Raw genomic sequence first — 14251 nt, 5'->3', positions numbered from 1 at the left:
GTTATATAATATTATCTGTTATATAATAGTATTGCAACAGATTTTTTGTGAATCCTCTTTTACAATCAAAAAAAAAGAGCGGTGCACTCCGCTCTTCATTCATAAAAACAATTCTATTCAATCACTTTTAACCCTCGCCAGTATGAAAATGACTTTATCTCTCCACGTCGCCCACGATGCTGTCCTGATAGGCCTTCATCATTTGATCTAGCTGCGCCACACTGATTTCACCACGCAAAGCGAATCGCTTGGATTCCACAGCCATCTTAATCTCTTCGGACAATCCCTGTTTCATAGCGGCTTCCACCTGTTGCCATGCTTTAAGATAGAAAGCAATAAACAGCTCTTGCACGGCCTCTAAATACGAATCGACGGTTACTTGTAGCCGTTTTTCCAGTTCTGTTCGAAGCAGAGCTTTCCCACCTTGCTCAAAGAAATACTTTGGATTCTTAAAGTGAGCAAAGCTTCCTTCTAATTCTTTGGTTGGAATTGACATAAAGTTTTCAGGAAGGAGAGGAACCTCAAAACTTGGGCGGTGTATATGAGCACCCTTCAGGACCATTTTTTCGTTTTCAGTTTTTCGTTGCCATTCCACAATCATTCGATCTAAAATCCGATCAAGCATTTTTTCTAATCGTAAACTTGTTGCTTTACACTCATCTTTAATTTGATGAAGAAGAGAAAAGAGGAGTTCTTCTAAGCATTGCTGTAATTCCTTCTTGCCTGTACGTTCCTGACTTAGGACAGAAGGATGAAAAGAATCATTCAAATGCCTCTGAAAATTGAAAAACACTCTTTGTTTTACATAGTATAGAAGCTCTTGAACTTCCTTCTCCAATTCGTTTGCGACACTCGGATACTTCTCATTCTGAATTTGCTCCTGCCACTCCTGCTCTTTCCGATTTAAATCATCAATCTTAGCTTCTCTAACTTCTGTAGAAGTAAGCAATTCTTTTCTCATTTCATCCAGTAGGACATAGGCTTTCTCAATATCCCTTTCTGCTGACTCAACAAGAATTTGAGCAAGATCATCCTGTAGAAACGAAAAGAAAGCGGCTTCGAATTCCTCCATACCAGAATGTGCTTCTCCTTCCAAGGCTCTAATACTAGATACCGGATAAATACGAGGAAAGCGAATACCAGATTGCAATAAATTTTGTTCTACATGTTGAACAACATCATGAAGTTCTTCTTCTGATGCTGCCAAATCAGAGGCATTGACCATAAAGAACATTTTATCTAAAGCAAATTGATCCTTTACTCTCCCCAGTTGATCCAAGAAGTCTCGATCGGCTTTGCTAAACGCATGGTTATAATAGGTGACATACAGAATCACATCCGCATTTTTTATATAATTAAACGTGACATTGGTATGTCTGGAGTAAATCGAATCCGCACCAGGAGTATCAATAAGCTCTACCCCATTTTGAGCTAAATAGGAATCATGGAATAGCTGAATGCTTTCTACAAAACAAGCCTTTTGTTCAACAGCAACAAATTGGGCAAACTCTGCTTTATCCACCTTGAACTGTGTTCCAATAATGGCTTGCGCTTCCTCCCAGCCCTTGTGACAAGCCAACAAAAATGAATAGTAGGGCTTAAGTGATGGTCTAAGCTCGTGAGGTTTCAGCTTTTCAATTTGTTGTAAGCTCTCTTGCTCAGAATGTTGAATTGGTAGCAGTAAGCGTTGTAAGGAAATCCGTATTTCTTCCTCAACCTGATGCCTGCTTTTCATTTTAATCATCGCTGTTCCGGCTGGATTCTCTGCTGTAGCCGGCAGAACTTGATTAATGGCTGCTGTCGTTGGGTTAGGCGAAACAGGGAGAACCCCTTGCCCCATTAAAGCGTTAGCAAAGGATGATTTCCCTGCACTAAAAGCACCAAACAAGCACACCGTGAAACGATTGTTCTTTAAGCGCTCTGCTTTTTCACGAAAATCTTGCACTAGCGGATGAAAGGAAGGGATGTCAGCCAAGAGTGTCGCTGCATGTTCAAGCTGACGGGCCACTCGTAGCAATCCTTCACTATTCAATTTCAAGTGCTGATCTCGATTCGATTGAGTCTGCTCTTGAGTTTTTTTACTTTCTTCATCTTTTTGGCTTTCGTTCATTCGTAGTTCAGTTATCTCAAAGTGAAGCTGCTTTGAGCCATGTGGCAGATGCGACACCAGCTCATCACGATAAACAGCAATCTGTTGTTCTACTTTTTCTTCAATCCCTTTCTCCTTCTGCTCTAGCTGTTCGAGCTGACCCCATTTTGCTAAAGATTCTTGGGCCGAAGAATACATGATTTGATGGCGCTCCTGCAATAATGCCGATCCTTCTTCAATAAGCGACTCTATTTTATTTCTGTAGAGCTGATGAACCTTCTTCGCCACTTCATTTGTATAATGATAAACATATTCTCTAGAAACAATATCTGTTTTTATCTCTTGAACAAGCCACTCTCTTGGTATTTGAAGGCTCCACTCCATAATCGAGGTTAAATACTCTTGAGCATCGAGCTGAAACACCTCACTTTTCTTCCTGACTAGTTCTTTCAGATGCCATTCAATTTGGGAGGTTACCTTTTCACTGAGATCCTGATACAGTTCTTGGAGCCTCTTCTGTCTTTCTTCCTCTGTCTTTTTACTTGAAAACAACCAGCCGATCTTAAAATCCTTTTGATAGCTCTCAATGAGTTGCTGAGCTAATTGTGTCGTGGTATAAGGCATAATAATGGCATTACTCAAGGTCTTTTCCATTTCATTCTTGATTTCATCTCTGAAGCGTTTAGGAGCTTGTTCCGATTGATGGTATTTCTCCAGCCAAGTAGGATCAGCTTCCCAATCCACCTCAGCCTTCAGTTTTTGAATATTGGCTCTGGATCTCTTCTCGTTCTTGAGCACTCAACTGAAGTAAAAAACGAGCATGTTCGTCTAAGAGAACATGGACAGCATGAATCAATTGCTGTTGCAAAATTTGTTCCTTTTGCTCCTCAATCTGTTGAAACACTCCCACAAGTTGATTGAACTGATTATAGGGGTGCTCAGGGTCCTTCATTGAAGCAAACAGGAGTCCATCAAGTGAAATTCCCCATTCTTCCAAGCCTTCCTTCACCCTTTGGTGGAAGACTTGGAGAGATACCTCCTGTTGGCGATGCTTATCGATTTGATTAATGACGAGAATGACTCGTTTCCCTTGTTCCTTTAACTGCTTAATGAAGTTAAAATTGTTTTCCGATTGAACGTGATTATAATCTGTAACAAAAATAATAATATCTGCGAGATGAAGGGCTGCTTCTGTTGCCGCTTGATGAGCCACATCTGTAGAATCTACCCCTGGAGTATCCAGAAGCTGTACAGCTTTCTGCAATAGAGGATGATCATCAAAAATCTCTACCTTCTCAACCACCTGACCATTTTTGCAATAATCTTTCCATTGATCTATTTGTTCTACTTCGATTGATATTTTACTTCCATCTGTCATTTGGATCTCGGCATGAGGGGCCCCTGAACGAATCAGAACAAGATTCGCACTCGTTGGGATTGGACTTGAAGGTAAGATTTCTTTTCCCAGCAGCTGATTGATCATTGTCGATTTCCCCGCAGAAAAATGACCACAGAAACCAACATTTACGACGTTAGATGTAAACTTTTTAAGGACTTCCTCTAGTTTTTTGGCTGTTTGATGATTCTTTGATTCTCTGATATAGTGAAGCAATTTTTCCATCATCTCGGTATACTCTTGCTCCACCTCATGTTGCCATTCAGTTGTATTCATAATTCATCACCTTTTATCAATATCTGTTTTCATTATACTCTACTCCTTTTTTTTTAAAAGAGCTTCCCTTGAAAAAAGAAGAAAAAAATTGCCAAATCCTGAGCCTCCCTAAATATAATATCGAATTTTGTCGATATAAATCATATAAAGAGTAAGGAGGATTTCTATGGACAATATGAAGCGAAGGAAGAGTTCACTCCAACGAAAATGGCTTATGGCTATTATTCCAGTGTTCATCCTTTCCATCGTGACGATGACTATTTTTGGTTATCAATACTCAAAAAGTCTAATCACGAAAGAACTAACAGAGAAAATGCAACTTCAAGAACAGGACATCATTGGTTCTATGGAAAAAGAATTTGTCGAGCACAGCCGGATTGCAGAAGCATTAGCGAAACAAATCGGTATGCAAGCAACTTCTATTGATAAAGTCACCATTCAAAAAATCCTTTCTGAACTAATTGCATTGAATGAAGAAACGTTAGGGGCAGGAGTATGGTATGAACCCTACGCCTATGACCCAGAAAGTAAGTATGTGGGACCTTATGTCTATAAGGATGGTAGTTCAACTGTCTACACAGAGGTTTATGAAGACCCTAGCTATGATTATCCCAGCCATGAATGGTATCAGCTAGCGTTTCAGCAAGAACAAACCATCTTCACCGATCCGTATTATGATGAGGACTCCGATTTTACCATGGTCTCAACTACCGTTCCTTTCTACAATGACCGCAAAGAATTAGTAGGGGTTGTATCTGCAGATATCGATCTCTCCACCATTCAACAAATCGTAGCTGATATTCAAATCGAAGAAACAGGCTGGGCATTTATGATTGATAATCAAGGAACCTTCATCGCCCATCCTAAACAAGAAAAAATCATGACCAGTAATATTCGAGATGAAGAGGGACAATTTGGGGAATTAGCAGAGAAAGTAGTCGCTCAATCAAGTGGCTCTGCCCATATTGTCAGTGAAGGAAAACCCTATATTGTTTTTTATTCCACATTACCTACAACAGGATGGAAGTTAGGTCTAATGGTTCCAGAACAAGAGCTATTTTCTCAACTTACTACCTTGTTAACCAACTATGTCATGATTGGGCTTGCCATCTTAGTGATTGTTTGCCTTGTAGTATTCTACATTGCCAAGAGAATGACCAAATCCCTTCGCCTTCTTAGTGAACAAGTCAATCTTGTTGCGGATGGAGACCTTACTGTAACGGTAGATATTCATTCCAATGACGAAATTGGTCAGCTCTCTGAGAACTTTAATACAATGGTCCAGAACATGAACGCATTAATTACTTCTGTACATGTCGCAAGTGAACAGCTCCAACAATCTTCTGAGGATTTAAGTGCGGTGTCCGAAGAAACCAGTGCAACAAGTGAACAAATGTCTCAGGCAATCAAGGAAATTGCCATAGAAACCACAAGAATTGCTTCTGTCACTGATGGCACAAATAAGAACTCCAATTCTCTAGCTCAAAAACTCGACAGTATCGGGGAATATATGAAAACAATGGGTGTCTTAATCCAAGATCAAGAGGAACAAAATAAAAATGGAATGAAGCAAATTCATCAATTGCAAGAGAAATCCTTAGATACTATGAATGTGATCAAAGCAGTCGAGCGTGAAATTATCGATTTATCACAAAGTGTCAAATCAATTGAAAATGTGATTCAGTATATTAATGATATCTCCGATCAAACCAATCTCCTCGCCTTAAATGCAGGGATTGAAGCGGCAAGAGCAGGAGAGAATGGAAAAGGCTTTGCTGTTGTAGCAACAGAGGTTCGCAAGCTTGCAGAGCAATCCTCCAATGCAACAGACAAGGTAAGGGAAACAATAAAGGCGATTGAACTCAAAACAGATTTAGCCGTTTCTCAAATGAATACAACTCGCTCCTTTGTAGAAGAGCAAAATCATGTGGTCGCTGACACAGGAGTTGCTTTTACTAAATTAGCTGAAGCAGTCGAAAAAATGTCTGAATCTATCTCGAACCTGTCCAATGAAATCACAGAAGTAAACCATTTTAAAGACCATGTGCTTTCATCGATTCATAACATTACAGATGCATCAGAACAAACAGCTGCCTCAACAGAACAAATCAGTGCCTCTACTGATGAGCAACTTACTGCCATTCTTTCCATTGCACATTCTGCTGAAGAGCTACAAAATTCAAGTGAAAACCTGCAACAAGAAATCAAAAAATTTAAAATCTAACCTTATTTTAAATAAGAATGTCTACACTTTATGGGTAAAAGATACTTCGAATAGAACTGAAGTATCTTTTTCTCTACTTTCTTTTCCTTTCTTGTTAGGGTACAATAAGGAGGAAAAGTTTGATCATTCTCGTATCTAGGAGTGAATCTTCATGGATTTTTTTATTGACCTAGCTCTATTTGCTTTACTTATTATATTGATCATGGCTTTTATGGGAGTCATCACGACGAAGATTGCAGAATTATTTAGCGGAAAAAAAGGTGAAGTCGTACAACAACAGAATCTTCAATCCACCCAAGCTGGAAAGCCGTTGAAGGTAAAAAAACCCTCAGATAAGGTGATAGCCATCATTAGGCTTCACTGAAATGAGGGTTTTTCTTTACATATCATTTGTAAAGTACTTTTTCATGGTTACAATCGCGTTTTCGGATATGATGATTTTACCATACTCTTCAAGACGATAAACTGAAACATGAGCTCTTTCACCGTATTCTAGAATCAGGCTTTCGACCATATCCTTACTTCGAATCCACTTTGATTCAGGATATTGAACAACGAGATAATAATGCCCATTATAGCTTATAAGCTTACTGTCAAAAAACGGAAGTGGAAGTCGCTGGGCCAACTGAATGATATACTCTACATCATAAAATTTGTAAACAGATGAATAGTATACCGTATTCTGAATGTGTGTCCTACTGTCTGTACTTGGCGATTTGCTTTGTAATTTTGACGAGAACATTTCATGGTTCATAATATTATGATCCCCTCCCTTGTCACGAGATTCTAGGGCAGCTATATCCTTATAACCAGTCCCCTTTAGATTCAAAGAATTTCTTTTCTCACCTTTAGTGACAAAAATCTCAACTCCATAATCGTACATATGTGCTTCTATCCAAAGTGGTCCATCTGCTGCAAAACGCTCTTTTTCATATGCCTCTTCCATCATATCAATGAAGAGCATTTCTCCTTTGTCTTTGTTTTGCCAGATCTCTTTTTTTTCGATTCCTCGTTCCAGAAGCTCAGCTTCAGTGAGAATAATCCTAATCGTTGATTCATCGATGCGCCTAATATCCAATGTTATTCTCTCCCCTCAGGTCGTAAAGCTTAACGATACTGAAACACTGGAAAAACATACGATATTACTACCTTTATACCCTAAAATAACCTATTTCAATCATTATTCTTGGAAAAAAATTGATTGATTCTTTCCTCTCTATGTCCTAACAATCGAGAATAGGTTCTAACCAAGTGCCTCTCTCTTTCACCTTCAGTCCACTCTTTTTTTAGATATAATTCTTCACATGTTTCACTATCTTCAAGGATGTCAGAAGATTGATAAGGTCGATCTGCTCTTTTATTTTCCTTGAATATCCCTGATGTAAGATCAGATAATAAAAGAACACTAGTACCGTTTACTATAATATATCCAATCATGACTGTGAATGTGACCCAACGATCACCTATTTCCAAGGAACGAAGGGCAATGATTGGACTCAGTCCACCTAAAAACAGAAGAGAAGAAACAAAATAAACACGTCCCTTTAAATAAGCAGAATAATTCCACATAAAAAGAGGAAACATTCCATATGCCCAGAAAAGCAATATCCCCACCCATACCTCATGGCTCATAACAAGAGGATATGAGAAAGGAAGGTTAGAAAAATAGGTCATCATCATCTGACTCGTGATTGCCACAAGGAAGAGAGAAGGTAGGAATAGATGGACTAGGACAACCCGAGTTATGGAACCAAATAATCCAATAGACAAGAAAAAGGAATACAGATAGATGACACCTAAGGGAACGGCAAAACCATCTGGATGTAAGAGAGCGATAGCACCGAGCACTCCTATAACATAAAAAAGAATACGAGGTCTATAGCGCTGTTGCTTTTCCTGCTTCACCCTAGATCTTTTTTTCGTATGTTCCTGCCATTCCTTTTCAGAAGAAAGGAAAAGAATCGAGGAAAAGTAAGAAACGATTTGTCCCACAAAGAGAAAATAAAATATAGGGGGAAGATGGATCAAGATTGGCGTAATATGTAGTAAGATGACTAACAAAGTAGAGTAAAGAATTGTTTTTCCTCCTACCATGATAAGCAGTGGATTGCGCTCTGTTACCCATACATGTATAATTCCTGTCATTGTGATTAGAAATACGACAGCACTGACAGCCTCTTGTAACGCGCTCATTGTCACGAACAATTCCACGATAGCCAATGTGATAGGTATTGTGCTTAGAATTGTAAAGAGAAAATAATAAAACCTTTTTTTCGACAGTAAGATAATGATTCCAACCACAATGAGTGAGAGAACCACTGGTATGATCATCTCAAGCTGGACTAGGATACCTTGAAGATATTTCCAGCCAATGGTCACACAGCTCCAAATGAATAAGATGACATATAGTGAAAACAGTAAGCTTTTATTCCTATTTATGCTTTCATACCACCACATAGGTTAATCTCCTTATGTCTGACATATTGATCCCGTTCGAATCGTCGGTAAGACTTCCTCGTCTGTTAGAAAAAAGCTTCGTATATAGCTACGAAGCTTTTTTCTAGGAGTCTTATTGCTTATTCAGGTTTTGGTCCTATAGGAAGATAATTTACCCCAGTGGAATAATTATTATTTGCATTCCAAATTAGAAATTCCCAAATTCCTGCTTCATTTAGAGCCTTGATCTGTGCCTCTACTTCTTTTGCCCCATACTTGATGTAATTCCCTTTCCCCAGCCACGAGGCGGTGAAATCTTGAATCCACGGTCTTGATATAGGACGATTGGTAAGCTGACTTAATTTCTCATTTTCTACCTTAGCATATTCTTGAATCAAACGATAAGGTTCCGTATCTGGCTTGGCGATTCCAAAGTACGAAGTCCAATGACTAGGATAAATCATGGAGGAAATCACATCCACCTCTTCACTAATCTTAGTGAAATTCTGCCCAATTCCAGGTGCCTCAGGAAGAGTCGCAGTATATCCAAATATATCAACAGATACATCAACTCCGTATGGTTGTAATTCCTGTTTAGCATACTTGACAAAATCTGTGACAGCAGTAACTCTAGGCTGTACCATGTCTTTTCCAATGACGTTTCCTGACTCATCTTTCACTTCAAGGGCAGCATACTCCCCCATACTATATTGCAGTGAGGTATCTCTCTTCTCAAATCCCTCTGGAAACCGAACATAATCAAATTGAATTTCTCTAAAACCCAATTCCGCCGCTAATTTGGCGATTCCAACATTGTACTCCCAAACCTCGGGTAAAAAAGGGTTGACAAAGGATTCCCCTCGTCTATTTTTCCATACTTGCCCTTTTTCTACAAAAGACCACTCGGGCTTATCCTTAACAATCGTAGAATCTTTGAAAACAACAATTCTAGCAATAGGGTAGATCTTGTGCTCCTCTAGTATTTTTAATAAAGAATGGATATCTCTAATATATGGCTGGCTATAGCCATAATAGGGTGAATCTTCTGAAGGACGGAAGGTCAAGTATCCGTGATCATCTTTTATATCAATCACTATTGCATTTAAGGAGGTATGATTGATTAAATCTAGTAGTTTTTCCAATCTTGCTCCTCCAGCAGAATGCCCAGTCACATAGATGCCCCGTACTGCATCGGGATACTCATAAGCATATGGAGGCACAAAAGAATTTTCAACTTCTTCTATTTCTACATTTGTTTCTTCTTTATTCGTACCCTCTGTTGTTTGCTGGTTCTCTTCTCCAGGTAATTCTTGAAGAGCTTGTCGCTCCTCATCTGTTGCCTCAAGCTGATTCTCTTGACTTTCTTCTTTCGTTTTTTGTTGCGCTACTGATTCCTCGCCGGAGGTTTCTACCGAAGAATCTGGTGTACAGCCAGTGACAATAATGAAACAAATACTAAGTAACAAGATCCATTTTCCCCGTTTTTTCATTCTGTTGCTCCCCTCGAAGTTAAATAAACTATTACTTTATTATAGAGGGTAGCATGATTGAATAGAAGTGCCTATCTGTTAGGAAAATAAGAATATGTATTTTGATTTAGAAAAATCTTTACAAATCTTTTTTTAATTCTCGAACCACATGCCCTAATTCAGGAATAATAATCTTTGTCATAGCTAATTTTACCGCTCCTGATGATCCAGGAGTAGAAAATATTGCTTTTCCACCTGCCGTTCCAGCAACAGCTCTACTAAGAATGGCTGCCGAGCCAATATCCTCTACATAGCTAAGGTATCGAAATATCTCTCCAAATCCCGGCATTTCTTTCTCCAGTAGTGCGGCAACGGTTTCATATGTCGTATCTCTTTTGGCGATCCCAGTTCCCCCATTAAGAAGAATCACTTCCACTTCTCTCGCCTCTAAGCCTCGAGTAATCGCTTCTCGAATCAGGTTGGTTCGTCTGGAACGATTTCGTATTGTGTCGTACGATGTCCACTTTCTCTTAACAGGTCTTGCATAAGTTGTCCACTTTTATCTGTTTCTTTGTTTCTTGTGTCTGATACCGTAATGACCATACAGTTCACACTGTTAGGCGCTTCTGCTTTATGCTCTTTCGTACTCACCGAATTCATCCCTTCCATTAGATTTAAGATACCTCTGGCGATAGAATTGCGAACTGAATTGGGCTACATTCTTGGTGAATTGATAGTTAAGATTAGCTCCTAAAGCAATACCCAAAATGGAAAAAGAGTGTTTGGTTGTCTTCTTCATTCCATATAAAACCAATGATTTGATCCACTGTTTAGCTAACGTTTCTAACCATTCAGGTTGAATAATGGTTCCTTGGCGATGCGAAAGGAAGGCTTCTGCTTCATCAAGATGGTTTTCTTCTAACCAATGCATAACATCCGCATGAAGCTTTTTAGATAGAGAAGCAGCGTTCAGAACTTGCAGGGAAAGAATTTGCTCTGTCGGAGATGTTAATGAGTAGCCGTAAGAGCCAGCAATCGATTGAATCATCTTCATATTGATCGCTAATAACGCTGGGAGATCAGCAAGCAGAAATAGGGGGTGCCCTATTCCTGCAATCCCCCCTCAATCATTGAATACATCGTATATTTAGTTTTCCATTTTTCTTCCAAATACTCTAGTTGATGTAGAGAAAGCTTTTCCATATCTTCAAGTTGATCGATCGTTGAGTCAAAAAGACGTGCTTCTAAAATAATCTTTCTCTCTAATTCTAGTGTTCGTTCCCTCTGTTGAAAAAAATTTGATAAATAGAACATCACATTATCTAATAGATCAATAACCTGACTTTTCTGCTCCTGTGGAATTCGACTAACCCAAGTTGAGAACCATTCATTTACTTCTTCCACTTTTTCAGTGTAGAACATGATTAAGCCTCCTTTACAATTTCCACCATATCACCAGTTTTTAAACCAGCAGCATTCCCTTCATCAACATCTAAGTGACAATCTAGCGCATACTTAGGATTAACTCTGACCATAACTTGATCAAAAATAAGGGCTCTTTCCCCTGTTGTTTTTATACGAATATGTTCTCCATCCTTCAATCCGAATCGCTCTGCATCATCTGGATGGAAGTGTACATGTCTTTTCGCAATAATAACTCCTTTCTCTAACTCTACTTTTCCCTTTGGTCCAATAACTGTAACGCCCGGTGATCCTTCAATATCTCCAGAGTCCCGAATTGGCGGTTTCACTCCGAGAACGAATGAATCTGTTTTAGAAATCTCGATTTGTGTTTTACTTCTTGTAGGACCGAGAATTCTAACTTTCCCGATTTCTCCTTTAGGTCCGACGAGCGTAACCATTTCTTCCGCAGCAAATTGACCAGGCTGAGAAAGGGGCTTAAACTCTGTTAGTTCATACCCTTCACCAAATAGTTGGTCAAGATGTTGTCGAGAAAGATGGATATGTCTATTGGATATACCAACAGGGATTTGATAATTATTCATTGTTTGTTTCACTTTCCTTTCAAATATAGATCGATCAATTTATGCTAGTGAAATAAGGTCTAGTTGACGGCAGACACGCAAGGTGTCACGCGCAATCATCACCTCTTCATTTGTTGGAATAACTAGAGTCTTTACAGGAGAATGTGGATAGCTTAGATTCGCTTCCTGTCCCCTTACTTTATTTAAGGTCGGATCCCAATATACTCCCATGAATTCAAGACCTTTCATTACTTTTTCGCGAACAACAGAGCTGTTCTCACCTATTCCAGCGGTAAATATGATCGCATCTACTCCGTACATTCTAGCAGCATAGCTCCCAATATACTTGTGAATACGGCTGGCAAAAACCTCTAAAGCTAATTCAGCTCTGGCGTTTCCCTTCTCTGCTTCTAATTCAATATCTCTCAAGTCGCTAGAAATCCCTGTTAATCCAAGCATTCCACTTTGTTTATTTAATACTTCAAAAACGACTTCATCTGCGGTCTTTCCTGTCTTCTCCATGATAAAAGGAATCAGGGCAGGGTCAATGTTTCCTGATCGTGTTCCCATGGCAACACCAGCAAGTGGCGTGAATCCCATAGAGGTATCAATTGATTTCCCACCTTGAACAGCTGCCACACTAGCTCCGTTCCCTAAATGACAACTAATTAAACGTAGATCCTTTAATGGTTTTTGTAAAATGACTGCCGCACGATCTGTAACATACTTATGGGAAATTCCATGAAAACCATATTTACGTATGCCATACTTTTCATAGTACTCATAAGGTAGGCTATATAAATAAGATTGTTCTGGCATGGTTTGGTGGAAAGCAGTATCAAATACAGCGACAGTTGGAACATGCGGTAAGGCTTGACGGAAAGCTTCAATTCCTAAGAGATTCGCAGGATTATGTAATGGGGCTAAATCATTACAACTCTCAATTCCCTTAATTACTTCATCGGTTATTAACTCAGAATCATGAAACTTCTCTCCACCATGTACAACACGATGACCTACTCCGCTGATATCTTCTAATTTTTCGATTACTTTGCTGTTCGTAAGCTCATGAATAAGCAGCTCCACAGCTGTTTTATGAGAAGGAATAGAAACCTGTTTTTCAATCTTTTCCTTCTCATTATTTCTAATCACAGTAATGGAGAACATAGAATCTGACAAACCTATTTTCTCAAAAATCCCCTTTGCAATAACAATTTCATCAGGCATCTGAATTAATTGAAATTTAAGAGAAGAGCTTCCGCTATTGATGGCCATTAATTTTATCATTTTTTCTTCACCTCGGTTAGTATCCATTGATGTATTTGATCTAAGGAACGTGCGAATGATTCCTTATTTGTAAAGCTAGGTAAACTAGCCATTAGTACTTGCTTTGGTTTTATACTATCTTTCCCTTTTTTTTGCAAAATAAAAATGCTTTTCTGTATACTTCCTTCTTGAAATAAACTCACAGGCAATTGTAATATCCCCTGTATATGTGTCTGTTCTGTCACTAAAGAACGCAGCTTCTCCGCTCCTTGTTCCACAAATAATGAATTGGGGATTAAAAGAATCATATATCCATTCTCTTCTGTAAAGTTAATGCATTGTTCAATCAGCAAGTGATGTGTATACATTTCAGCTATTTCATTAAACAGAGTATATTTTTTGGCAATCTCAAGGTTGGGGTAAATTCCAACAGGCAAATCCGAAATGACTAATTGTGCCTTTGGAATATACAAGGGCTTTAAACTGTCCTGATGAAAAAGCTCTACCCCATGCTTTTGCAAGTTTGAATTGACATAAGCTAGACGAACTAATGTCGAATCTACCTCAACTCCATAACTGCTTATGGGTGACTTGTATTGATTCAACACGCATGTTAATAAGTTGGCAGAACCAACAGCAGGATCGAAAATTACTTGGGGCTGTTCTATGAATTTTTGAGCCAAATGAGCCATGAACATAGCCACACTGTCTGGAGTAATCCCAGTACCAACAATGCTATGCTCTTTCATTCCTTTTAGGATGGCAAGCTGCATCGCTCTTCTCACGTCCTCATTCGAGTATTCACCAGTTTCAATTTCTTGATCATCGGCGACCTCAATCAGGGCATCCAAGTAACTACAATGTTGTTCTTGTGATCTCTTTATTGTAGATTGATCCAGTAGGTTAAAACATCTCTCCATTTTTTGATGAGTGGTCATCTTCCTCTCTCCTTTTTTTATTCCAGTGATCAAATTCTCTCTCTATACTTTGTATCACCCTATCTATTATAAACATAAAAAAGTTATTTCTTAAACAATCATTCTTTACAAATTTGAAAATAATACTCTTAACGTAAACGAAATTGTCAATTCTTTTCAATATCAAGAAAAA

At 38.8% G+C, this 14251-nt stretch carries 12 protein-coding genes and 1 pseudogene; 2 read left to right on the top strand and 11 right to left on the bottom strand.

Annotated features, from left to right (window positions below):
* Positions 1-154 precede the first annotated feature (154 nt).
* Both JCM10596_RS07850 and JCM10596_RS07845 read right to left on the bottom strand, forming a co-directional pair.
* On the bottom strand, positions 155-2833 hold the full coding sequence (locus JCM10596_RS07850) for a dynamin family protein (protein WP_025026644.1): 2679 nt from the start codon (positions 2831-2833) through the stop codon (positions 155-157).
* A gap of 1 nt (position 2834) precedes the next feature.
* Positions 2835-3761, bottom strand: a complete 927-nt coding sequence (locus JCM10596_RS07845; protein ID WP_025026643.1) for a dynamin family protein — start codon at positions 3759-3761, stop codon at positions 2835-2837.
* A 166-nt stretch (positions 3762-3927) separates the two neighbouring features.
* Here JCM10596_RS07845 and JCM10596_RS07840 point away from each other — a divergent pair, with 166 nt between their 5' ends.
* Positions 3928-5985 carry a methyl-accepting chemotaxis protein gene (locus JCM10596_RS07840; protein ID WP_025026642.1) on the top strand — a complete coding sequence of 686 codons (2058 nt, stop codon included), beginning with the start codon at positions 3928-3930 and terminating at the stop codon, positions 5983-5985.
* 151 nt (positions 5986-6136) lie between these two features.
* Positions 6137-6349 (top strand): hypothetical protein, encoded by a 213-nt coding sequence (locus tag JCM10596_RS07835; RefSeq protein WP_025026641.1) that lies wholly within the window; start codon positions 6137-6139, stop codon positions 6347-6349.
* A gap of 15 nt (positions 6350-6364) precedes the next feature.
* Here the strand turns inward: JCM10596_RS07835 and JCM10596_RS07830 are convergent, their stop codons facing one another.
* The 9 genes and pseudogenes from JCM10596_RS07830 to JCM10596_RS07790 all read right to left on the bottom strand — a co-directional run bounded on the left by JCM10596_RS07830 (position 6365) and on the right by JCM10596_RS07790 (position 14079).
* A complete protein-coding gene (locus tag JCM10596_RS07830) occupies positions 6365-7063 on the bottom strand; it encodes an adaptor protein MecA (protein WP_025026640.1) in 699 nt (232 codons plus the stop codon).
* 95 nt (positions 7064-7158) lie between these two features.
* Entirely contained in the window at positions 7159-8442 is a 1284-nt protein-coding gene (locus tag JCM10596_RS07825) for a hypothetical protein (protein WP_025026639.1), read from the bottom strand.
* Between the two features lie 119 nt (positions 8443-8561).
* Positions 8562-9911: a putative glycoside hydrolase gene (locus tag JCM10596_RS07820; protein WP_025026638.1), complete on the bottom strand. Its 1350-nt coding sequence runs from the start codon at positions 9909-9911 to the stop codon at positions 8562-8564.
* Between the two features lie 118 nt (positions 9912-10029).
* Positions 10030-10541, bottom strand: a pseudogene (locus JCM10596_RS24505) (MogA/MoaB family molybdenum cofactor biosynthesis protein).
* Entirely contained in the window at positions 10522-10980 is a 459-nt protein-coding gene (locus JCM10596_RS07810; protein ID WP_304502747.1) for an EcsC family protein, read from the bottom strand. The pseudogene JCM10596_RS24505 and the gene JCM10596_RS07810 overlap by 20 nt, the downstream one beginning before the upstream one ends.
* A 14-nt stretch (positions 10981-10994) precedes the next feature.
* A complete protein-coding gene (locus JCM10596_RS07805; protein WP_025026636.1) occupies positions 10995-11312 on the bottom strand; it encodes a hypothetical protein in 318 nt (105 codons plus the stop codon).
* Positions 11313-11314: 2 nt separating this feature from the next.
* Positions 11315-11896 carry a phosphate propanoyltransferase gene (gene pduL / locus JCM10596_RS07800; protein ID WP_034680856.1) on the bottom strand — a complete coding sequence of 194 codons (582 nt, stop codon included), beginning with the start codon at positions 11894-11896 and terminating at the stop codon, positions 11315-11317.
* Between the two features lie 39 nt (positions 11897-11935).
* Positions 11936-13162 (bottom strand): acetate kinase, encoded by a 1227-nt coding sequence (locus tag JCM10596_RS07795; RefSeq protein ID WP_025026634.1) that lies wholly within the window; start codon positions 13160-13162, stop codon positions 11936-11938.
* Positions 13159-14079 carry a class I SAM-dependent methyltransferase gene (locus tag JCM10596_RS07790; RefSeq protein ID WP_025026633.1) on the bottom strand — a complete coding sequence of 307 codons (921 nt, stop codon included), beginning with the start codon at positions 14077-14079 and terminating at the stop codon, positions 13159-13161. Before JCM10596_RS07790 ends, JCM10596_RS07795 begins: the two co-directional genes overlap by 4 nt.
* Between the last annotated feature and the right edge of the window lie 172 nt (positions 14080-14251).

Origin of the sequence: Caldalkalibacillus mannanilyticus JCM 10596, from assembly GCF_000615945.1 — a bacterium.
Lineage (GTDB): Bacteria > Bacillota > Bacilli > Caldalkalibacillales > JCM-10596 > Bacillus_AT > Bacillus_AT mannanilyticus.
The sequence above is the reverse complement of the archived record's forward strand: the minus strand, read 5'-3'. Positions and strand labels throughout refer to the sequence as shown.